General features: G+C 57.2%; 16 protein-coding genes and 1 tRNA gene. 8 read left to right on the top strand and 9 right to left on the bottom strand.

Annotated elements, in window-relative coordinates; translation table 11 throughout:
- Window positions 1–65: 65 nt before the first annotated feature.
- Complete coding sequence (locus tag VGG64_04795; GenBank protein HEY1598896.1) at window positions 66–941, bottom strand: creatininase family protein; 876 nt, start codon at window positions 939–941, stop codon at window positions 66–68.
- A gap of 123 nt (window positions 942–1,064) precedes the next feature.
- Between VGG64_04795 and VGG64_04800 the strand changes: the two genes are divergently transcribed.
- The 4 genes from VGG64_04800 (at window position 1,065) to VGG64_04815 (ending at window position 6,211) form a co-directional block, all read left to right on the top strand.
- A complete protein-coding gene (locus tag VGG64_04800; GenBank protein ID HEY1598897.1) occupies window positions 1,065–2,183 on the top strand; it encodes a mandelate racemase/muconate lactonizing enzyme family protein in 1,119 nt (372 codons plus the stop codon).
- A 224-nt stretch (window positions 2,184–2,407) separates the two neighbouring features.
- Entirely contained in the window at window positions 2,408–4,255 is a 1,848-nt protein-coding gene (locus tag VGG64_04805) for an MFS transporter (GenBank protein HEY1598898.1), read from the top strand.
- A 139-nt stretch (window positions 4,256–4,394) separates the two neighbouring features.
- Window positions 4,395–5,030: an SIS domain-containing protein gene (locus VGG64_04810; GenBank protein HEY1598899.1), complete on the top strand. Its 636-nt coding sequence runs from the start codon at window positions 4,395–4,397 to the stop codon at window positions 5,028–5,030.
- 191 nt (window positions 5,031–5,221) lie between these two features.
- Entirely contained in the window at window positions 5,222–6,211 is a 990-nt protein-coding gene (locus tag VGG64_04815) for an ROK family protein (protein HEY1598900.1), read from the top strand.
- 129 nt (window positions 6,212–6,340) lie between these two features.
- Here the strand turns inward: VGG64_04815 and VGG64_04820 are convergent, their stop codons facing one another.
- From VGG64_04820 to thrC, 3 genes are all read right to left on the bottom strand, one after another.
- Window positions 6,341–6,712: a hypothetical protein gene (locus VGG64_04820; protein HEY1598901.1), complete on the bottom strand. Its 372-nt coding sequence runs from the start codon at window positions 6,710–6,712 to the stop codon at window positions 6,341–6,343.
- A 64-nt stretch (window positions 6,713–6,776) separates the two neighbouring features.
- The gene (gene dapB / locus VGG64_04825) at window positions 6,777–7,574 is read right to left on the bottom strand and encodes a 4-hydroxy-tetrahydrodipicolinate reductase (GenBank protein HEY1598902.1); all 798 of its coding nucleotides are present in this window, start codon (window positions 7,572–7,574) and stop codon (window positions 6,777–6,779) included.
- 168 nt (window positions 7,575–7,742) lie between these two features.
- Entirely contained in the window at window positions 7,743–9,146 is a 1,404-nt protein-coding gene (gene thrC / locus VGG64_04830) for a threonine synthase (GenBank protein ID HEY1598903.1), read from the bottom strand.
- Window positions 9,147–9,412: 266 nt separating this feature from the next.
- Here thrC and VGG64_04835 point away from each other — a divergent pair, with 266 nt between their 5' ends.
- The 4 genes from VGG64_04835 to VGG64_04850 all read left to right on the top strand — a co-directional run bounded on the left by VGG64_04835 (window position 9,413) and on the right by VGG64_04850 (window position 11,660).
- Window positions 9,413–9,784: a TraR/DksA family transcriptional regulator gene (locus tag VGG64_04835; protein ID HEY1598904.1), complete on the top strand. Its 372-nt coding sequence runs from the start codon at window positions 9,413–9,415 to the stop codon at window positions 9,782–9,784.
- Between the two features lie 266 nt (window positions 9,785–10,050).
- A complete protein-coding gene (locus VGG64_04840) occupies window positions 10,051–10,617 on the top strand; it encodes a signal peptidase II (GenBank protein HEY1598905.1) in 567 nt (188 codons plus the stop codon).
- 241 nt (window positions 10,618–10,858) lie between these two features.
- A complete protein-coding gene (locus VGG64_04845; protein ID HEY1598906.1) occupies window positions 10,859–11,308 on the top strand; it encodes an Rrf2 family transcriptional regulator in 450 nt (149 codons plus the stop codon).
- A 279-nt stretch (window positions 11,309–11,587) separates the two neighbouring features.
- A tRNA-Ala gene (locus VGG64_04850) sits at window positions 11,588–11,660 on the top strand.
- Between the two features lie 2,486 nt (window positions 11,661–14,146).
- Here the strand turns inward: VGG64_04850 and VGG64_04855 are convergent.
- From VGG64_04855 to VGG64_04875, 5 genes are all read right to left on the bottom strand, one after another.
- On the bottom strand, window positions 14,147–14,410 hold the full coding sequence (locus VGG64_04855; protein ID HEY1598907.1) for a hypothetical protein: 264 nt from the start codon (window positions 14,408–14,410) through the stop codon (window positions 14,147–14,149).
- Window positions 14,411–14,475: 65 nt separating this feature from the next.
- Entirely contained in the window at window positions 14,476–15,135 is a 660-nt protein-coding gene (locus VGG64_04860; GenBank protein HEY1598908.1) for a hypothetical protein, read from the bottom strand.
- Between the two features lie 79 nt (window positions 15,136–15,214).
- Entirely contained in the window at window positions 15,215–15,763 is a 549-nt protein-coding gene (locus VGG64_04865; GenBank protein HEY1598909.1) for an HK97 family phage prohead protease, read from the bottom strand.
- A gap of 196 nt (window positions 15,764–15,959) precedes the next feature.
- A complete protein-coding gene (locus VGG64_04870) occupies window positions 15,960–18,833 on the bottom strand; it encodes a phage/plasmid primase, P4 family (GenBank protein HEY1598910.1) in 2,874 nt (957 codons plus the stop codon).
- Between the two features lie 423 nt (window positions 18,834–19,256).
- Window positions 19,257–20,789 (bottom strand): hypothetical protein, encoded by a 1,533-nt coding sequence (locus VGG64_04875; protein HEY1598911.1) that lies wholly within the window; start codon window positions 20,787–20,789, stop codon window positions 19,257–19,259.
- Between the last annotated feature and the right edge of the window lie 706 nt (window positions 20,790–21,495).

A 21,495-nucleotide genomic window follows, 5' to 3' on the forward strand; every position in this document is an offset into this window, starting at 1 on the left:
GCGGCCTCCTGCGTTAACGCATGGCTGACACGGAACCGTCAAGAACATCCGGCAGAAAACACGGATCACTTTATCGGCCGCTGCCCCCAGGGCATCGGCATGGTCGGACGGTGACGATGGTGATCCCGACGTCGATCGGCTGGGCGTCCGTGGAAATAGTTCACGAATTGCACGAGTTGCTTGACTGCTTCTTCGTACGCTTCGCGTCCCTTTTCAGCGGTCGCGAGCTTCGCCGCACCCAAAACGCCCGTCTCTGAGTAGCTGCTAGTCCATGAGATGAGCGGAGCCGGACCAGCGGCGAAGAGATCAACCCAATTGAACGGGCTGTTTTCCTCGTTAAAGCTGATCGTGCCGTCGGCAATACGGTCTTTGCGGACGTTGTCGCCATCGAGGTACAAATACATCGACGTCTCGAGTTCGCAGGCGTGCGCGCAGCCACCGGGGAATTTGCTCTGGCGCCAGCGCGGCAGAAACTGCTTGTCAACTGTTAGCAGATTCCACCAGGCGGCCAAGATGCATTCCGCGTCGGTTTCGAGGTTCGTGCGCCGCGCGACCAGATCGAGGTTTGGCATGTTCGAGCCATGCCCGTTGAGGAGCACGATCTTTTTGAATCCGTGGTAGGCGAGCGATTTGGTTATATCGAGCACATGGTGCATGAAGTGCTCGAAATCGTTATTGATCGTGCCGGGAAAATCCATCACGTGTCCGGTGTAGCCATAGGCCACGATCGGAAGCACCAGGATCTTGGCCGGCACCTCTCGGCCCGCCCCCAGTGCAATCTGCGTCGGACAGATCAGGTCGACATCCAGCGGCAAATGCGGCCCGTGCTGCTCGACGGCACCGCACGGCAGGATGCATACTTTGCCCAGATCGACGGCGTCGTTGACCTCGGGCCAGGTCAGTTTCTCGTAGCGATATTCCGTGGCGGCGCGGCTGGTCATTTGATTCCCTGTCGGCTCGAACAACTTGCAGTCACCAAGGCGCCCTGAGTATGCTCGGCATTCGCAAGTGTTTCAACGCGCTTGCGAATACCGACGACGCGCCGCCCCCGCTGAATGACAAATATGAAAATTACCGAAGTCATTACCATTCCACTCTGCGGTGCAACGCACGATCACGGCTGGCCAGGGGGAACCGACCCCAACGTACAGTACAATACGCTGGTCGAACTCCGCACGGATGAGGGCATCGCCGGTCTGGGTAGTTGCTATACCACGCGGGCTCTGGTCGAGGGTTCGCTCGATCTATTGCGGCCCCACCTCATCGGCGAGAGCGGGCTGGAACCGGATCGTGTGGCCGAGAAGCTGCGGCAATCCATGTTCTGGCTCGGCCGCGGAGGTTCGGTTGAGCATACGATTAGCGGTCTGGATATCGCCTTGTGGGACTTATGCGGCAAGGCCCTCGGTCAACCTGTCTCGCGCTTACTCGGTGGGAACTATCGCGATCGAATCAAACCATATGCTTCGATCCTATTCGACGATCCACCGCAGTTGCGCGATAAGCTGCTCGAACAGCGAGCTCGCGGTTTTCGTGCCATCAAAATGGGCTGGCGCCCGTTTGGCCGCGTCAGCCGGCAGATGGACGAAGTGTTGATCAAGACGGCACGCGACGCCGTAGGCAACGACGTCGAGCTAATGGTCGACGCCGGCGGCAGTGAGCAGTTCTGGCCGCACGGCGTGACATGGGCGCGAGAGACGGCGCGCATGCTAGGCGACTACGGCATCGTGTGGTTCGAAGAGGCCTTGCGTCCCGATGACGTGGAGGGTTTTCGCGAGCTGCGCACAACTTCGCCCGTGCTAATTGCCAGTGGCGAAGTGCTCACACGACGGCAGGCTTTCGTGCCCTTCATCACCGGCCGGGCGCTGGACATCATTCAGCCCGACATAACCAAATGCGGCGGTCTGAGCGAGACGCGGCGACTCGGTTGGCTGGCCTACGATCACGGCGTACTACTTGTGCCCCACGGTTGGAACACGGGTGTGGGGGTGGCAGCGGATCTAGCACTAGTGGCGGCGTTGCCGATTGCGCGCTGGGTCGAGTTTCAGGTTGGGGTGCCTTACGTCGAAGAAATCGTTTCACCCCCATTTGCTCTGGATGCTGACGGAATGTTACGCATCCCCACGGGCCCAGGTCTTGGAATTGAATTGAACCGCGAGGCGCTTGATCGCTATGCCGGGACATAATGAATTCCAAGACGTAAATGATGAGTCGAATGGTGGATGCCGCAACCTGCAACGTTTTACTCATCGGTTGGCGCGGAGCGTTCGGCAATTCCATGTTCAGCGACGATCGAAGAATTTAATCTGCTCCTAGCCTGTAAATTTGGTCCGTGCCTCCTTGTCTCTGCGGTAAATCCGCACTGACAATTACAAACCCGGCTTGCTCCAGTTGGCGGTAGTGTCGCATAATGCGGCGGTTCCACCTCATCTTTTCGCACCATCCGCAGGTTCGCGCTTTGAGCCACCCCGACGCATCGCAATCAGCCAGCCCGGTGAAGGGAATCGAAGTCTTCGCCTGGACGATGTACGACTGGGCGAATAGCGCGTACTCCACGTTCCAGATCACGATCTTGATGTTGTACTTGCAGCAGGTCGTGCTGCCGGGCGCGCCGGGCCAAATTGCGTATGGGTATGGTATCGGCATCTCGACGTTGTTCGCGGCTGTGCTCTCGCCCATTCTGGGAGCCGTAGCCGACGCGCATGCCAGCAAACGATTCTGGCTGTGTGTGATGACCTTGGCGGGCGCCCTCGCCAGTGTGGCGATGTACTTTCTGCCCGTGGAAATGTCATGGGCGTTCGTCGGTCTGTTCTTCGTTACCAGTCTGAGCTTCGAGCTGGCGTGGGGACTGTACAATGCGTTCCTGCCTGAGATTGCTGACGAAAAATCGATGAATCGCGTCTCGGCCTACGGCTTTGCAATGGGCTATGTCGGCGGCGGACTGGCCCTGCTAATCGGCGTGCTAGTAGTGCAGTACGGCGATGTGCTGGGACTGCCCTCGAATCTGGCAGGGGATTGCGCCATCGGCCACGAGATCGATTTCGACGTGGCGCTGCCGCCTGGCGATTACTCGGTCACCATCACGGTGGGAGATCTGCGCGAAGCGCACGGCCCCATAGACGTGTCACTAAATGGAAAGCGTGTCGAGACTGTACGCACAACGCGCGGCGAAGTTCTGGCCTATGACTACCCGGTTACCCTCACTGGTGACAAGTTATCGCTGCAACTAACCGGACCCGGGACTATCGAACAAGCCGCTTTGGCCGGCGTTGGCATTTCGGGAGGGCCGTTGTCTAGACCGCTCTTGTTCGACTTCGGCACCGCGGACTCTGCCGCACAGGCAGGCTCGATCTGGGTCACGAGCGAGGACGAGTTCAAAAGTTACAATCGCGCCGCACTGACAGCGAAGAGCAAAGCTATCCCGGAAAAGGATCTACCTGAGGAGATTTCTTTCGGTCTGCGCCCGGTAGAGGGGCAGCCGCTCGAATCGCGCGATGCCGTGATGGTCCCCCGCTTGAAACTAGGACTGCTGATCATGGGGCTTTGGTGGGGCTTGTTTAGCCTGCCTACGTTGTTGATTCTGCGCGATCGTGTCAAGCCCCGCGCGGGGCGCGAATCGCTTGCCGCCACGGCCGCTCGGGCCGTGCGCGAAGTGAGCAAAACCCTCAGCGGGGTGCGTCATTTCCGCGTTTTATTTTTGTTTTTGATCGCCTTTCTGATTTACAACGACGGCGTCGCGACGATCATCACGCAATCCACGGTGTTTGCCAAGGAAGTACTGCATATCGGTGCCGGCGAATTGGTTTTTGTGGTGCTAATGATTCAATTCGTTTCGATGCCGGGCGCACTATTCGTCGGTTGGCTTTCGGGTAAACTTGGCGAGAAGCAGACCCTGATGATGTGCATCGTGGTTTATATTGGTTGGTTGCTGGCCGCGTTTTTCATCAACACGCGCTTGCAATTCTGGATCATGGGGGCCGTCTTGGCGCTGGTAATGGGGGGCATTCAAAGTGTCAGCCGTGCCATCATGGGGCTGATGACTCCGGCCAGTCGAAGCGGCGAGTTCTTTGGCTTCTTTAATTTGTCGAGCAAAGCGACCAGCTTCGCCGGTCCGATCCTATTCAGTTCGATCCTGGCGTGGACCGGCCAGCCGCACCTGGCCATCTTGAGCTTGCTGGTATTCTTCGTCGTGGGCGGCGGACTGGCTTGGTTTGTCAACGTCGCCGAAGGGCATCGCCGGGCCTTGGAAGATACATAGCCACAGGCGTCACCGGACAGGGGCTGTGACGAGCCAATACGCGCCGCTGGTCCGTCTGCGGCCGGCACATTAAACTAGCGTTGTTCGCTGCTGGCTCTTCTGGCAGCACGAAACACCAGTGCCCGGAGAATGATTGCTCATGCTAGGTGCCAAACTCGACGTCGGTCCGTACCTTGATCGCCTGCACGCCGAGATCGACCGCGTCGACCACGCGGAAATCCGCCAGATGGCGGACCTGATTTACGGAGCCTGGCAAGACGGAAAATTCGTCTTTATTTTCGGCAATGGTGGCTCGGGCACTACTGCCTCGCACTTCGCCGAAGACCTCGGCAAGAGCAGCCTGCATGAGCACCATTTGAAAGATGAATCCAAGAAACGACTCAAGGTGCTCAGCTTGACTGACAACCTGGGCTGGATTATGGCCGTCGGCAATGATGTGGGCTACGACCAGATTTTCGTACAGCAATTGATGAACTACGGCAGCAAGGGGGACGTGGTGCTCGCGATCAGCGGATCGGGCAACAGCCCCAATGTGTTGGCCGCGGTCGACTGGGCCAACCGGCACGGACTGAAGACATTTGGGCTAACCGGTTTCGCTGGCGGCAAACTGCGCGGCATGGCACAGGCCGGATTGCAGGTCCCGCTCGACGATATGGGCATGGTCGAGAGCATTCATCTGTGCGTATTTCATTGGGTTCTGAACGACGTCTTTGCCCGCATCAACCACGAAGGTCGCCATTCGGCGGGCAGTGTACCTACTGCCGCCAGCAAATGACGTCGTCCACGGGCCACAACGAATTTTTAGTGCGTACTGCTTTTTAGTGTAGTGCGTTGCCCGTGGATTAGCGCGACCGATTAAACGCGGGCTTTTAAACGATGCCACAGGGTTTGATCTTGCAGGACTGCTTCGGCCGAAGCCACAAAGGCTTGATCACATAGCATCATTCCAACTGGACGGCCGGCTCCATGTTCTTGGGCGTTGAAATTGGTGGAACGAAGTTGCAGCTAGGCGTTGGCGATGGCTCTGGGCCCCCGCTAATCGAATTGGTACGGCTCGACGTAATAGGCGCCGACGGCGCGCAAGGAATTCTAGCGCAAATTCGTACGGCGGCGCGAGCATTGATCGTAAAACACGCCGTCAACCGCGTTGGCTTCGGCTTTGGTGGTCCGATCGACGCTACTGGCTTGCGCACGGTGAAGAGCCACCAGGTCAACGGCTGGGATGATTTCCCTCTGGCCGAGTGGTGTCAACGCGAGTTGGGCCTGCCGGCCGTGCTCGGAAATGACGCCGATCTAGGAGGCCTGGCCGAAGCGCATTACGGAGCCGGCAGGAATTACAACCCGATCTTCTACATCACCGTTGGCACCGGCATCGGCGGTGGCTTTATCGTCGATCGACACGTCTACCGAGGTGGCGGGCACGGCGCGGCCGAACTCGGTCACTTGCGCCCCGGCGTCAAGGCGACGGATCCTCACGACACGCTCGAATCGCATGCTGCTGGGCCTGGCATCGCGGCGACGATGCGCCGGCGGTTGGCGCAATTGCCCTCGACCGACGATCGCAATGCGCGCGATCTGGTGGCCCGCTGTGGAGGAAACTTGGAATTGCTTACGGCCAAGATTGTGGGTGAGGCGGCCTCAGCTGGAAACCAGCTCGCAATGGTAAGCCTGCAAGAATCGCTGCGCGTGCTTGGCTGGGCTATCGCCCAAATGATCACAATTCTTGCGCCAGCGGCCGTGTTGATCGGTGGCGGCGTATCCCTAATGGGAGAAGAGCTGTTCTTCGTTCCCGTGTGCCGTGAGGTCGAGCGCTATGTCTTTCCGCCATTTCGTGGCACCTACCGGATAATGCCGGCGCAGCTCGGCGAAGAAATGGTCGTGCATGGGGCCCTGGCGCTGGCGGCGAACGCGGATAATATAACGCCAAATGTCAAAGGACGAATGACGCACTACTGAGCGAAATCCGAATGGCCAAAAACGGCCGCCGGCAGCGTTACGATCGTTGGCAAATTCGTCGCGGAACATTCGAGAATCCGTAATCAGACTGACCGGACGTGTCAGCAATCGCCGCGGCTTATCGCGCTATCAAAGTGCGCGCTGCTCGTTCCTCGATCGGACTTCCGGCAAAGGATAGTCGATGATGGCCAGCCCCTCCTGCCCTGCCAGCTCGCGCAATCGTCGCCAGCCGCGGGTGACCAAGGTCTCGCGTTCCTTGACGTAAATACGATCAAGTGAGCGCTTGTCAAAGGGCCCCTCGACTACCACAGGCGCGAATTCGTTGTCGACGACAAACTGCGCGAGCGCCGGATTGCAGCGCACATGGCGCTCAGCCGTGGTGTGAAGTGTCTCGGGATCAATCATGCCAATCACGTAGCGAAGGTATAGATCGCTATCGGTGATTTCTTCGACGTCGCCGCCGCACACGTCGCACAGATAGCCTTCTTCGCACTTCGCCATGAAACAACGACCATGATGAATTCGGAATGCCGTACGATCAACGGAATTTGGCAACCAGCGTGACTTATAGCCCTAGGACGTCGCTTATGCCGTACAGACCTGCCGGTTTGCCGACTAGGAATCTGGCGGCGGATAGAGCGCCGTGCGCATAGCAATCTCGGTTCGTCGCGCGCACGGTCAGTTCCAGAGTTTCGCCCAGCAGGCTGAAGATGATCGTATGTTCGCCCGGGTTATCTCCCGTGCGGACCGCGTGATAGCCGATCTCATTATGCGGGCGCTGACCCGGCCGACCGTGGCGACCGTGCTGCTGATTGCTTTGGCCCATCTCGGCGGCAATGATCTCGCCGAATCGAAGCGCCGTGCCGCTGGGGGCATCTTCCTTGAAGCGATGATGCCGTTCGATGATCTCGACGTCGGCTCCGGTGGGATGATCCTTTAGCGCGCCGGCAGCCACGGCCGACAATTTCATGGCCAGATTCACGGCCAGGCTCATGCTAGGAGACCATAAGAGCGGCATCCCGCTGGCCGCCTCTTTGACTTCGCGAAGCTGATCGGCCTCAAGGCCAGTAGTGGCAACCACCAGCGGCACCTTTCGTTCGCAGCATGTCTTGACGATGGCCAACGTTCCGGCCGGACTGGAAAAATCGATGATTACATCGGCCACCCTATCGAGTGTGGCCGACAAGGGAACATCCAGCTTGCCAGCGCCGGCGAGCAGGCCGGCATCTTCGCCCAGCTTCGGGTGACCTGCTCGCTCGATTGCCGCGACGATAGTGAAATTGTGGTCTAAAGCTGCGAGCGCTATCAATCGCTGACCCATCCGACCGGCAGCACCATGGATAGCGAGTTTTGTGGAGGACATGCGTGCGAGGGGGCTGTGGGACTATTTCTTTGGTTGTTGCGAAGTGTCGAGGCGAGGGCGTTGGGTGAGAATGTCTGATGTCGAAGCACAAATGCCGAAAGAAATCCGCATGGCCAAAGCGCTTCGTCTATCGACGTTCGTCATCTCTTATGGGGGCTGCCCTCGCCGCTAACTGTATAACTGAATCGCCTTGACGATCTCGTTGAGGTCGTTGGGCACCGCTACGGCGCGATTGGCGTAGGCCGCGCGTTGCACACCTCGGCTGCCAAGTACTTCGTTGAACTTGTCCTGATCCGTGGTGTGATATGCGACAGTGGCGGTCGGGTCCTTTAGTTGATGGCCGGTTAGGATGCACACTACTCGCTCGGCCGTGCCGATAATTCCCTCGTGCCGCAGCAGCCGCGCGCCGGCGACGCTGGCGGCGCTGGCTGGTTCACACCCCAGTCCCCCGGCGCCAACTTGGGCCTTGGCATCCATGATCTCCTGGTCGGTCACCTCGCGCACTACTCCGTCGCAGGTTTCGAGTGCCCTCAGGCACTTGTTAAGATTCACCGGTCGATTGATCTCGATAGCGCTGGCAATGGTTGAAGCACGTCGCCCCGCATGGTCGAGTTCGCCGTAATAACGCCCGGCCGATTCCAGATTGGGAGATCCACTGTTCCAACGCAGACCGCGCCGCTCGTACAGTTCATACAGCGTATTGGCACCGGCGGCATTGATCACAGCGAGCCGCGGAATGCGATCAATCAGGCCGATTTCGCGCAGCTCGGCGAAGGCCTTGCCGAAGGCACTCGAATTGCCGAGGTTCCCGCCGGGCACCACGATCCAGTCGGGCACTTCCCACCGCAGTGCCTCAAGGACGCGGTACATGATCGTCTTCTGCCCCTCGAGGCGGAACGGATTGACGCTGTTGACCAGGTAGATTCCCAGCTCTTGCGACACTTCCTTGACACGGGCCATCGCATCGTCGAAATCGCCGGCGATCTGCACGGTCAGCGCGCCATAGTCAAGCGCCTGCGAAAGCTTGCCGTACGAGATTTTGCCCGACCCGACAAAGATCACAGCCTTCATCAGCCGAGTGACCGAGCAATAGGCAGCCAGAGAGGCACTCGTGTTGCCGGTCGATGCACAGGCTGCGCGACTGGCGCCGATCGTACGTGCGTGGGTGAAGGCGGCCGACATGCCATTGTCTTTGAAGCTGCCCGAAGGGTTCATGCCCTCATACTGCAGAAACAGACCGTCGGGCTCGACGCCAACAAAACGAGCTACGTTCGGAGCGGGCTGCAGCAGAGTCTGCCCCTCGCCGATCGTGACGATTTGCGAGGGCGGGGCGAACGGCAGCAGCTCGTAGAAACGCCACACCCCGCTGAAGCACAGCCGGTCGTAGCGGCGTGACCATTTCTGCTCGAATTGCGATAGCGACTGGGGGGGACGAGCCCGATCCCAGTCATAGACGACGTCGAGCAGATCGCCGCATACCGCGCACTGGACCCGTACCTCGTCGATTCCATAGGTCGTCCCACAGCGCGGGGAGATGCACTTTTGGAAGGCGAGATCGGTCTTGGCTACCACGCTAATTGCTCGTGCCTCCCGCGATTTGCCGCACCCCACGACGGGGGAACAGCTCAGTCTACGCCGGTACTAGCAGACCATCAAGCTAACCTTGCCACGGTCTACTTGACGTCCATAGCACGAGTGTCCGAATGGGCGGGCCCATGCGGTCGATACGATCGGCCAAATGCGCGGTTTGACAGTCGATTTGGCCCATTTTACAATGGTGAGTCTATGAACTCCTCGCCGGTAGTTCAGGGGGAGTTTTCTGCCGGAGATATCGCGAAATGAAGAAGGTCGAGTCGAAAGTCTATAAAGAACGCCTCTTGGCGCTACGTGCCCGGCTGCGGGGTGAAGTCAACCAACTGGCAAACGCCGCATTAAAGAAGAACCGGCCGGACGGGGCAGGTGATCAATCGACCATGCCCATCCACATGGCGGATCTGGGCAGTGACAATTTCGAGCAGGAATTCACGTTGTCGTTGATGGAGAACGAAGAAGACACTCTTCTGTCCATCGAGTCCGCCTTGGAACGCATTGAGGAAGGGACCTATGGCCAGTGCGAAGAATGCGGCGTGAAAATTCCGAAATTGCGTCTCAACGCCATTCCCTATGCTCCCCTGTGCGTCAAATGCGCTCAGCAGCTTGAACGTCGGTAAGTCGTGAGTGGCATGTTGACCGAGGGCAGTTTCTTGGCCCCCATGAGATTGCGCACTTATTTGCTAGCAGGGGTTTCGGGCGAGACCCACTAGATTGTCGGCGGACCACGGACGAGTCATGGCGGCGACGCTTTCCTACTCGTTGCGATCTTGACGCAATCAAGGCAACGGGCCTAAGGTCATGGCAGGGAATGCCGGAATCTCGATGGTCAGCGTCTCTCCCCCCGACTGACGCACTTTAGTCCCCCTCTGGTAAGGAAACTACCATGACGGCGGTGCCAATTAATCGACATCTGGCGTTCGCGGCCATTGCTATAACGGGTTGCTTAATCGATCTGGCGACGAAGCGCTCGGTTTTTCACTGGCTGGGAATGCCGGACGCCAACCGGTTTAACGTCTGGTGGATTTGGGAGCCGTACTTCGGACTGCAGACCAGCACCAATGAAGGTGCCCTGTTCGGCATGGGGCAAGGCATGGTGTGGCTGTTTGCAGCTGCATCATTCATCGCCATTCTGGCAATTTGTTATTGGCTGTTTGTCATCGGCGCGGCACGGGATTGGTTGCTGACGATCGCATTAGCGACTGTTATGGGGGGCGTGCTAGGCAATTTGCACGACCGACTTGGCCTATGGCCAGTGCCTGATGCCCCCCAATTGCGCATGAATGCCGTCCGAGATTGGATCTTGTTTCAATGGCCTCCCTGGGTTTGGCCGAACTTTAACATTGCGGATAGCCTGCTGGTGTGCGGAGGAGCGCTGCTGGTATGGCACGCACTAACGCAGGCCACCCCCGCCAGCGGGCCCCGAACCGAGGCTGCCGGTCGCCAGGCCTAATGCCGCCCCGACAGCAAATTCCCAGAATTCCCCTGCGGTCGACATTGCTTTCGACCATGTGAAATGGGTATCACATGAGCGGGGAGGATCGGATAGATCGTGCGAATCGCGTTTGTGAATGGGCAGACACAGAAAAAAACACAACTCAGCCGAACTGTCGGGGCAGTTTCAGGCAGGGTCGGATGTTACCGTGTTCTGTTCCCATGTGCGTTGAAAAACTAGCAATCAGGGAGCCACAATTATGAAGCTCTCGCGCACTGTGGAATACGCCATCCAGGCCACACTGCAATTGGCGCAATCCAAAACCGGTGGGCCAGTGCCCTGCAGTCAGTTGGCGGCAACCAGTTCGATGCCTGAGCGGTTCTTGCTGCAAATTCTGCGCAACTTGGTAACGCATGGCATTCTGACGTCGACGCGGGGCGTTGTCGGCGGTTATATGTTGCACCGCCGGCCCGAGGCAGTTTCGCTCTTGGACCTGATCGAGGCGATCGAAGGCCCTCTTGTGGGCAGTGTGCCCTCGAGCCCTGCCCTTTCCGAGCAGACGCTCGCCAAGCTACAAGACGCATTGAATGACGTGGCCGCAGCCGAGCGTGCCGAACTGAGCCGCATCACACTGGCGGACCTGTTGCCCCCCGCTGCGGAACGAGAACCTGCGCCCGCTCCATCGGTCCTGGCAAGAAAAGCTCAATAACTTGCTGACGGCGACAGGTTCATGTTTTTGCGCGTCTCGCCCAAGTCATTGCGCGCCATCGCTGCGACAACCCACAGGCGTTGACGATGCGTGGCGTCGAGTTCCATGGAAATCGCGTGCCCTTTCTCTCGTCGTGGCGAGTGCCGATCGCATGATTTCGTCCTGGTAGACGTCGCCGGATACCGGCAGCGCAGGGGCTTTTGACAAGGCGCGACGCCAAACCTAGAATTCAGCCGTTCCAGTGTCCCGTCGGTGTGGCCCGCCCCATGACCGACAGAGGGGGCGGTAGCTCAGTTGGGAGAGCGCTGCGTTCGCAATGCAGAGGTCGAGGGTTCGACTCCCTTCCGCTCCATTCTTGCAGCCCGTTGACAATTGTTGTCAGCGGGCTGTTTTCGTTGACAGGGATTACACTTACATCGTCGGTAGACGCCACGTGCTGCGAAGCTGCCTCAACCGCCTCTTTGACACTGTTTGCCACCGTTACGCAGGCAGGGACAATAGTCGTGGCAAGCACGGTGACAAGCGCGCTTTCGTCACTAGCCGCAGACGTGTGCGGCTTCACTTCGAGTGACGGCAGAGTAGCCAGCGCGGCCACCACGTCTAACTGCTTGGGATCGGTGTAGACGTTCATCGTCAGGCCGATATCGCTATGCCTAGCTGCGGCTTGAGCCACTCGCGGTGCCACGCCCCCTTTGCTTAGGTTCGTGACGAACGTGTGCCGAAGAGCATGGATATCGATCGTCCGCCCACGTTCATCGCGCTTGTCGATCTTCGTCTTGCCGGTCTGCGGATCTTTGTACGCCCTAGCCAGGCCGGCTGCGACCAGGTCGCGGTCGAGGATTCGTAACAGGCCGGCAGGGACCGTGAATAGCGGGGTGCTAGCCGCGGTCAAACCATGCTGGCGCATGTCGTCGACCCATAGTCGTAGATCAGCAACAAGGTCGCCACGCAGTGGAATCACATTGCCTTCGCGGTTCTTTTCGTCGCCGGGGTTCAGATTCAAGAGGGCTGCGCCTAGATCGACTTGCCCAAGGGTAATCGACGTTAGCTCGCCCTTACGTAGTCCCGTCAGGAGCAAGGTTTTGTAGATCAATGTGCGCTCCCAACCGATCCGTTCCAATCGGTCGCGGGATGCCTCTGAGAGCTTTGCTGCTTGCTCGCCTTTGTGCTTACCGCGACGTACGGTCAAAGCATCATGGAGCGGCCTTGCTCGGGCTATTTCTAGCAACCTAGACAATTCGACCTCTGTCATGGCGCGTCGTTTTCGTCGCTGGTCAAGACGGGCGTCCGCAACTGCAACGGCAGCGAATGGATTCAAGGTCAACCGCCGTACCGTGGGCTTCATGCACCAATTGCAGAACCCAAGCATAGCTTGCCGGAATTCGTTACGGTTTCCCGCAGACATGCCCTCCCCTGCCCTGACGTCTAACCACGCCTCGAACGCGACGGCATCAAGATCGACAAGTCGCGCAAACTTGCAATCGCTCGCGATCCGGTTTAGACGCGCGGTCGTTGTTTTGATTCGCCCGGCATGCCGTCCCTTGGCCGTCTGCGATTTCGAGTAGGCATCAAAATGTCTTGCAATGCTGACCTTCTGATGATCGATAACGGCATCCTCTGCTGGCGTGTGAATACCGGCCCGAACATTTTCAACACGCTTGGTGAGATTGCCTAGGACCTGCCTCGCCATTGCCGCATCTCGGCAGCCAGTAGGTACTTCGCGGACATTCCCGGTGGCGTCGCGGTACTGTGCCGTGTAAGTGTTCGCACGCAACAGCACGCGATCGAGGCCGTCGTTACCTTTTATTACCGGAGCAGCGCGAAGCTTGCCTTTGCTATCGCGCCAACGCGCCACGCGCTTCTCGTCCCGCAGTTCCACAACAGCCCCAGTCGGAAGCGGTTTGCTATAGCTTTTTCGTCGAACGTTTCCCACGAAATAAACCCTTTGTGCTTTGGCGGACGAGCACAAGGCCGAAGTAGTCGGCTAGCTTGTCCGCAATGTCGAGGCGTAGAGAAGTATCACCACGTGCAAAACGAATCAGACTAGCACGGGATATGCCAGTCTGATTCGCAATTTGCAGCAGTGGAATTCCGCTTTCGCAGATAGTTTGTCGTAACAGGTCCGACATCTGTGATGAGCGCGTCATGTGCTTTTTATCACACGTAGCGCACCTGAAGTCAAGCTTGCGACTACCGAACAGGTGCGCAGCCCTTCGCGATCCAGGTATCAATTTCTGCCGATCGCCAACGGTTCATGGCCCCGACCTTGACAGGTGCGGGAAGTTTTCCGCCGTCCGTGAGCCGGTAGATTTGGCGAGGGGAAACCTGTAGCTTCGTTGAAAGATCGCCCACAGTGAGCAGTACACCTTCCGCGGCTATCATTGAAATGTCCTTTTCTGTCGCATTGATGCGACGTTTCCCAGTTATAGTTTGCGCGATCGCTTTAGGCGGGCGCGAGAAGATCAACCAACTCGTCGGCGCCGCCGAACTGGCACAGCAACGTTCAACAGCGAGCAATCGGAGACCCTCACCTAGCCCCTTCGATGGCGGGGATTCTCGTCGGCCATACCACATCAAGTTTGTCCCAGTTGTCTAAGTCCAACGACGCAGCTGGTACAGGGTTGGCCCGTAGCTCCTGCCTGGCCGCCGAACGCGCGCTCTTGGACCTGAGGCCGGCATCAGCCATGCGTTGGTCGACAATGTTCATACTTGTACGCCACCAAAGATGAACGCCAGGATTGTAAGTGTTGCGCACGACCCATGAACGTTCATCCGTATACGCAATGGCCCGTAAGGCTTCCGGATTAAATTTTGGCGCCCGCTGACTAACCAATGATCTTATCGCCATTCAAAGGCTTCCTTTCGTTCAGTGCGTTGCCGCGCTTCCAGCTTTCGAAGCAATTCACAAATGCCTCGGTATTCAGCTAGCTGTTGATTGACTTGCGCAATGCGATCGGACACTTCGGCGCTGCGGCGTTCTTTAGCTCGCATTGAAGCCAGTTCGTTTTCCAGGTCTTGGATGCTGCATTCAACGCGGGAACTGCCGAGCATACGCAAAACGCGATTGTTGCTGCTGATAACTGTATATTCTTTGTCTTTCATGTGATCCTTTCTTGCCACACGCGCACAGGCGGCAACGCTGCCGCCCGGCGCACATGGAAAATGCTTCAGATGGTGTATCCACATTCGCGGGCTTGCGCCAGCCAGATCGAACCCCGTCCGTTGATGTCATCTAGCGGTTCTGGCCGCCAGCGATAGGGTTGTGGCGGGCAATATGCGCCGCCACTGATCGCATGCACAGATTCCCTGACGGCAGTTTCATTTTGGCAAGCCGCCTCCAATGCGATTAAACATCGGTGGATATCCCGAAGTGACTCTTCGTACTTGGTACGCAGGCCGTATTTTTCCACCAAACGGCGGCCTGCATCATATTCAGCCTTCGTGACGATTTGGGATTGCAGTTCAACCGCCTTTCGAAATACGCGCAGCTGGTGCTCAAGGGTCTTTATCTTCTGGTCATTGGATTCCGGCATCTGCGTAAATGTGTTGTCGGCCAGCAAAGCGGCAACCTCGCTGTCGACGAACGTCGTTGCTTGACGCTGAACCGCATAGGCCCCTTGCAAATCGCTTTGAACTTTATCAGCTTGCTGATTTAGGTCTTGAAGCTTTTGCCATGCCGCAGCGTAACCTTCGTCATCATGCAAGGACGCATGCGGACGAAGGCCGAGCCAATCGGCCAAAGTCCTAACCATGCTCTGCACGCCGCCAGCGGTAGGCTGGCTTGTTGCGTGCTCCGTAGTTGTCTCTGTCGTTTTCTTAGTTGGCATATGTCTGCCCCCTTTTGCGCCAGTTTCAATTGCCGTGCGTGAATTAGCGCAGGTCCACGCAACGGCCCCATTTGGGAAATCAGTCATCACTTTCTAAAAGTCGCAGCCGACAGGCCGCAGTTTCCATTTGTGGCGAGGCCATTCGTATCCCCACTTCGGTACGCTGATAGGCTGGAAAAGCGCAGATCGACAATTCAAAAATGTCCGCGTCGTGAATCTCTCGAATGCGCTCGCCGTCCATCAATCGCCAGGAATCGCCTTTTCGCGGGACTCTGAAGCCAAACGAGCAGCCAGTTACATCCCCGCGACGGATGCTTTCGATGGCATCGCGGCCCGCCTGCGTGTCCGGAGGCGAAAGGTCAAAAAACAGTCCCTTTGAATCTTCGCGCAGACGCAACGTTCCTGCCGACAGCCGACCAAGCACCAAGTCGTTGTTGTGGTTCCAAAGCGCGCGAACGTCGACGCCGCCGGCTAGGCTCTGTTTGAAAGCCCCGGGACGGATTATCTCTTTAAAGCCGCCCAAGTCGCTGCTGTAGCTGTTAAAGACGGCCGCGTAACCTGCAATGCGCGTAACTGCGTTTGGTTCAACCGCGGCCGCCGAAAGTGTTCCAGAATTGTGCAAAATCATTTGTCCCCTCAGGTGTTAGGTAAAGTTCGGCGCGCACTGCGGCGCCGATTGGTTCTGGCGTAAACTGCCCCTTGTGATTGGCCCCGTGCCACCTTTTGGCAATGGGCCATTTTTGCGCGACCGACGATTGGTTAGCAACCGTGACGCGCACGAGTAGAAGCCAGCTCAACTGGTCCTCAGACGCGCTGGAAGCGCCCTACGCGCACGTCGCGAGAAACGTTTCTTCCAGCCAGGCCGGTCTTGGCCGGATACCGATCCATACGTTTGCGCGAGTTTTTGTATCGTAGGGTGTCTCGGTAATAGGAATGTTTTCCTTCACGTGTTTTTTGTCTGCTGCGCTTTGCCTCGTGGTGGTAACTGTCCCGACGGCCGAGCGTAGATGCACGGCGAACTGACCGTCATCAAGGTCCAGTGCATCTTCGCGCGTTGACTTCCATCGTTGATAAAGCTTATGCAAAGCAGGCTTCTGAACCGCATATTCTCCAAGCTCGCAACATTCCCCGACAAACGCTTTAATCGGTGACGACGCTGAACGAAAGTCGTCACATAACTCTTTGCTCGATTCAGGCAGCGTGAATTTGCCTGCCTCGTACAAACGCTTCAGCCCTTCCAGTGCCCATCGCAAGATTGCAGGGTATTCCGGTACCAGTGCTTCGGCTAAGTCGATCCGTTCTTTGTCGCAGTATGATTCGGTCAGTTTCAAAGGGATCAGCCGCGCATTCAATGCGCCCGAGTTGTCCGGGAGTGGGACAAAATCATTCGATTGCATAATGATGCGCGTGCCCTTCAGACAATAACCCACGTTCTTTTGATACTTGCGATTGATGGTTATCGAATCGCCGCCCGTCCAGGCTTTCAGATTTGCGACGATTGCAGCGGTCTGTCGCGGAAGGGTAACTTCGGGAACAATCGCCAAGCGCTTGCCAAGCGCCTGTTCAAGGCCGAAATCTTTCACCAGGTCCTCTAGTCCAGGGCTACAGATCGCCGGTTGGCCGCCAAGCAAGTTTTTGAGCACGCCTGTAATCGTCCCTTTGCCCGACCGTGGTGGTCCGACGAGCATGAAGAACTTCTGCAAGTCGTAGCCTCGCCACAAGCAATAGCCGAAGATTTGTTGCAGGCATAGGCACCAATTCTCGTCTTGCTTAAGCGTGCCGAGAAACCTGTGCCATTCGACCGGCGCGGGGCCATTTGGTTGAAAATCAAAGTTTGCCGCGTGCTCGAAAAACAGCTTTGGCGTTTTGGGCATGAAATAGTCCGTGCGACCTTCGATGTAGCGGCGCACATTTAGAAAGCCGTTTTTGAAAACAAGTACGTCGTCCGGGCGCCAGTCGTGTGGCTGTAGCCAGAACGGCGCTTGCACCGTTTTCGAAATTTCGCATGCGCACAAACTTTGCATCGCCTTGAACACGTCAGTGACTAGTTCGCGGGTAACCTTGGATGGCGTCACTCCCCGTTGTTTTGCCACTTGATCGAATACTTCTTGAACCGTCTGACGAATCCAGGGGTCGAGTTCACCAGGCTTAACAACTTCCCAGCCCTCAACCAAGTCGTAGCGGTATGTTTGACCGCAAAAATACGCGAGCGTCTGTTCTCCTTTGTCTGTTGCCCACTTCTTCAGGTGGATTTTTGCAAGGATCAGCGGATCATTAAACGCCCGACCTTCAAGGCTTTCCCCAAGCAACTCACGGACAATCGTTTCGGCGCTCTCCCCTGCCGGTTCGCCAAACACACGTTGCCATTTGGTCTTTTGCGTCACCCAACCGTTCATTTGGCCGTTAGCCCGATCGCCGTCGCCGTGCCTTGTAACTTCGACAACCAGTCGCCCGTCACAGTTCCGCCGCAGATTAATCGGCCGGTTAGCTACGGCTTGGGGTATGTCCTGTGCTTCACCTAACGCGGCGAGGGCTTCCGTAAAGGCCGTTGCGTTGGAAAATTGGTAGCCGCCCGCTTTGGGTAGCTCGGCACCGCCTGCGTATCGTGCTGCGGTTTCCAGGCTACACGGTGCATTAAAAAGACAGCTCGTCCAGTCGTCATGCGACCATGTGTTGGCTTCGCGCACTCGGTTGCCGAAGCGCACCACTTTCCAACCGCCCCCCTCCAAGGGGAATGCGAAGCAATTGATCGCTGTCGACCCAGATGAATCAGTCTTGAACACGCCTCTGTGTTTCGCGGGGTCGAATACTTTGGCAAAAGCCAGCGTATGCGTGTGCAGGCAGTGGTGTTCAGGCACCCATTCAGCGGAATAGCCGCTGTTGGCTAGCTCTTCAATTGTCGCGTGGTGTGTTTGATCGAGTGAGACTGGTTGCTGCGACCTGCAAACCCGGTCAAAGGCGTCTAGCTCGCCCTCGGGTAGGTTCGCAATTGCGACCCGTGCGCGCTGCTGGATCGGGATATGGTTTCGCCAGTCGGACGGCAGATCGGCTAGTTTGAGCGTCCGTGCAGACGGCTTGATTAGCTCTAGTCCGTTGGTGCCGGTTTGCTTCTCGTGCCATATCCACATATTGCCGCCACAGACGTCGACACGTGCAGTGAAGTCAAAACCGCAGTCGCTGCCCATCATGCTGAGGATGGCGCGGCCAAGCGCGGCATGCTCGCTATGATTGGCGGTCGGGATGTCGTCGAGCAGAACGTAGAGATGCAAACCCTTTCCACTTGTGCTGCGGCGGACTTCCACGTAGTCAAGGTCGCGTGCTTTGGCCGTCACTTCCGCTAAGCTTTCCGGAGAAAGGCCGGCCGCGTGGCCTGCCACAGCGTCGAAGTCAAAACCGACGAATTTGCTCACGCGGTCGACGTACTGCCAGCCGGTCATGCCGATGGCCTGGCAGTGCTGTGCTAAATTGAACCGCAGATCGTAATCGGTCCAGCTCGGCTCGGTGGCAGCGTTCTTTGGTATCCGCAGGTGGTGCCATGTCTCGACGCCATCGGTATAGGTGTTTCGACGCCCCTCGACGGCTGTGCCGGGCTGGACGTTAACCTGCGTTTCCATCTGCGGCGTCCAGCGCTCCCGTAGGTCCTGCCCGGGAAATTCGCATTGCGTTAGGTGAGTGCCAATTGCCTCTGAGACCTTCATGTTGTGCTCCGACGACTAACTGGTAGATGTGAACGAAACGCGTTGCCCCTTCGAGACGATCGTTGCCCCGCGCAGAATTGCCCTTCCGATGCGGGCAGAGAGCCCGTCGTCCCTTCGTCACGCCGCCGTCATGCCAATGGTCACGCAAGGGTGACGAAAGGAAGTAACGGCGGTGCAATGACTTAGAGGGGGAAGAAAATGCCGCCGTCAACCCTGGCAAGGGTAAAACGACAACAGACAACGACATACATACCGGCCTGTTAGCAACTGGCAGTTATATGTGTTGGTTAGAAACTAAGTCTGTTAAAGGGTTGACACCCTTGACATGAAGTTAAAAGGCTCTGTAAATGCCCTTAAAATAAGCATTTACGACGTCAACCCACGGGCCCCGTATTGTTGGCGAAAGTTCGACGGACCATGACGTCAGATTGCGTCACTAGGCACGACGGCTGACGGCAACGGTACGCCCCGGAACTTTGGCTTGGGGATGCCACTCGCGCCGTCTTGTCGACTTCCCGCCGGCAATTTGGTGGGTTGTTGATTCTTACTAGCCGTTGCCTTTGAACCAGTATTGCCGGCTCTGGCCATTTTGCCTGTCCGAGAGGTATTACCGCTGCCCGCCATATAAGATATGCGCCCTTTTCCGATTTTCACGGACGTCAAAGCGGATTTTTCTAAAGATGTTTGCGATCTGCCATTGACTGACCGTTTGCTTGATTTCGGCGTTTGCTTGGCTGCCGGCCTTTTTTGGGACGCAGTCGTCATTTGGCAGTAGTTTCTAAGTCGCGCGACGGCATAACTGTCGTTTTCTGCTAAATAGCGTTCAATATCGGGTGCGAGCTTCTTAATGTGATCTCGAAGGGTGCTTTCTGGCATGTTCAGATGCGCAGCGGTCTCCGTCCAACAACCTTTTTTCAAGAAATGGTCGATGGCCACGGCGACGTTGTCACGAGCAAGAAGCTGAGCCGCCTCAGTGACTTTTTGCGAAAGCCACCAACGTTTCTCGCGATAATCTGTGCTGGTGTCGACAAACAGATCGGCATTTTTTTCGGAACAATAGTCAATTCTCGAACCCTGTTCCCAGGGCTTGCAACCGTTGTAATCGTCCTTGACGGTCGGAGACATGTCATCGGGACGTATGTCCGATGCTGGTCTGGGTTCGTTCCCGTCTTTCAGAGCCTCTATACGCTTCTGGCACGTACGTACGTCCGGCCTGTTTGGAGGTCGCAAAAAGTTAAAGAAGTCATACACAGAACGTTCAACGGCACGGCGTAGATAACGCCAAACGTGCGCGCCATCATTCATCGTCTCTGCGATTACGGTGCCAGCGGCTACGGTAAGCGGTAATAATGAATGGGACACCAGAGCGCCGAATAGCTCAGGCTTTTTTTTTAGCGGGATTTTGGCTGCTTCTTTGACCCACCCCTTTAGGCGCGGCATTACAGCCAGGATCAAACCGTTCCGGTCACCAGCGGCGTGCAGCGCAGCAAAACGTTCCTCCGACGTGTCGACGTTTGCGCAATGTTTCAGGATGTCAAATTCGACGAGCAAATCACCGACCGTCCTCGACGGAATAACATCGGTTCCGCTACCGGACAGGTTAGAGAAGAAGCGCCAAAGCGGTTCAAGCCAGTCGCCTTCAACACGCTTGACCGTCAAACACGCCGATGGAATCTCCCGCAATGCCACACGAATCAATGCGGCTTCGGACGGGGAGAGCTGTGCGCATTCATCCTGGATCGCTTTAAGGTGCAGCTGCGTAAGACTTCCGCGCCACCACGGGTTTGTACGCGCTAAAGCTTCGTGAATTGCTTCGATTTCAAGCGCGGTGAGGCCGTGCGAACCTTTCTGCACATTCGCGGTATGGTCCTGCAGATGGGGCGTCGGCCCTCCCTCAAGTTGTGTCACGCGACTGCGAATAAACCGTCGTTTTTTTCGTTGAGCAAGTGATGGCATTTTGCGCAATTATCGGGTTCTTGCCATGTCTCCCCTGCGCAAATATCGACCCCGCCCTTCATCTCCTTCAAAAAAGCGCAGAGCGGCCAATCCTTTTGCCCAACACGGGCGAGAATCATGGCAATCCGATCCGGCAGCCGCGATTCAAGCGGTTCTGCCAAAAAACTCGCCGTAGTCGGGGATGTCTTTCCCCATTATCAAAACGTGCGCACCCTGCCGGATCGGCGTGCCCCTAGCTGCGAACGCATGCATCGGGGGGTAGGCGGGGTGAACTCTCTACACCACGACACCCGGGACCGTTTGGCCCCAAATGCGAATTTATTCGCAGGTTTTCACATAGGGGGCATGCCGACCAGGACCCGGCGTGCTCGCTGCCGATGGCCAGCGCATTCAATCGACCACTGGGTACAAAATATACCTGCCGGTTCGTGGTCGCCCGTGAAGCGATCTATCGGTCACGGCCTGACCAGCGTTCTGCTACTGAAGGTACAGGAGAGCTTTCGTGTGGGATTCGCGCAGCCATTTTCAATGAACAGCCTAGCGATTGCCGCGCGCGACCCGTCTAAGGCCAACACGTGCGTTCGATCAGGTAATCTGCACAAGTTATTCCTTGCCTTCAGACCGTCGACTCGCTATAACCTTGCAGATACGTAAGCGGGCCTCATGCGGCGAGCGGGCGGTTCTCTATTCGCCGTTCGGGCAGGAT

Source organism: Pirellulales bacterium (assembly GCA_036490175.1).
In the GTDB taxonomy this organism is placed as follows: domain Bacteria; phylum Planctomycetota; class Planctomycetia; order Pirellulales; family JACPPG01; genus JACPPG01.

What these genes read in the sequence shown, in the direction of transcription:
- VGG64_04815 (HEY1598900.1), top strand. Translation starts at nt 5,222, where the DNA reads ATGTTCTTGGGCGTTGAAATTGGTGGAACGAAGTTGCAGCTAGGCGTT.
- VGG64_04835 (HEY1598904.1), top strand. Translation starts at nt 9,413, where the DNA reads ATGAAGAAGGTCGAGTCGAAAGTCTATAAAGAACGCCTCTTGGCGCTA.
- VGG64_04810 (HEY1598899.1), top strand. Translation starts at nt 4,395, where the DNA reads ATGCTAGGTGCCAAACTCGACGTCGGTCCGTACCTTGATCGCCTGCAC.
- VGG64_04820 (HEY1598901.1), bottom strand. Translation starts at nt 6,712, where the DNA reads ATGGCGAAGTGCGAAGAAGGCTATCTGTGCGACGTGTGCGGCGGCGAC.
- VGG64_04860 (HEY1598908.1), bottom strand. Translation starts at nt 15,135, where the DNA reads ATGCCAACTAAGAAAACGACAGAGACAACTACGGAGCACGCAACAAGC.
- VGG64_04805 (HEY1598898.1), top strand. Translation starts at nt 2,408, where the DNA reads ATGCGGCGGTTCCACCTCATCTTTTCGCACCATCCGCAGGTTCGCGCT.
- dapB (HEY1598902.1), bottom strand. Translation starts at nt 7,574, where the DNA reads ATGTCCTCCACAAAACTCGCTATCCATGGTGCTGCCGGTCGGATGGGT.
- VGG64_04865 (HEY1598909.1), bottom strand. Translation starts at nt 15,763, where the DNA reads ATGATTTTGCACAATTCTGGAACACTTTCGGCGGCCGCGGTTGAACCA.
- VGG64_04795 (HEY1598896.1), bottom strand. Translation starts at nt 941, where the DNA reads ATGACCAGCCGCGCCGCCACGGAATATCGCTACGAGAAACTGACCTGG.
- VGG64_04855 (HEY1598907.1), bottom strand. Translation starts at nt 14,410, where the DNA reads ATGAAAGACAAAGAATATACAGTTATCAGCAGCAACAATCGCGTTTTG.
- VGG64_04845 (HEY1598906.1), top strand. Translation starts at nt 10,859, where the DNA reads ATGAAGCTCTCGCGCACTGTGGAATACGCCATCCAGGCCACACTGCAA.
- VGG64_04840 (HEY1598905.1), top strand. Translation starts at nt 10,051, where the DNA reads ATGACGGCGGTGCCAATTAATCGACATCTGGCGTTCGCGGCCATTGCT.
- VGG64_04800 (HEY1598897.1), top strand. Translation starts at nt 1,065, where the DNA reads ATGAAAATTACCGAAGTCATTACCATTCCACTCTGCGGTGCAACGCAC.
- VGG64_04875 (HEY1598911.1), bottom strand. Translation starts at nt 20,789, where the DNA reads ATGCCATCACTTGCTCAACGAAAAAAACGACGGTTTATTCGCAGTCGC.
- VGG64_04870 (HEY1598910.1), bottom strand. Translation starts at nt 18,833, where the DNA reads ATGAAGGTCTCAGAGGCAATTGGCACTCACCTAACGCAATGCGAATTT.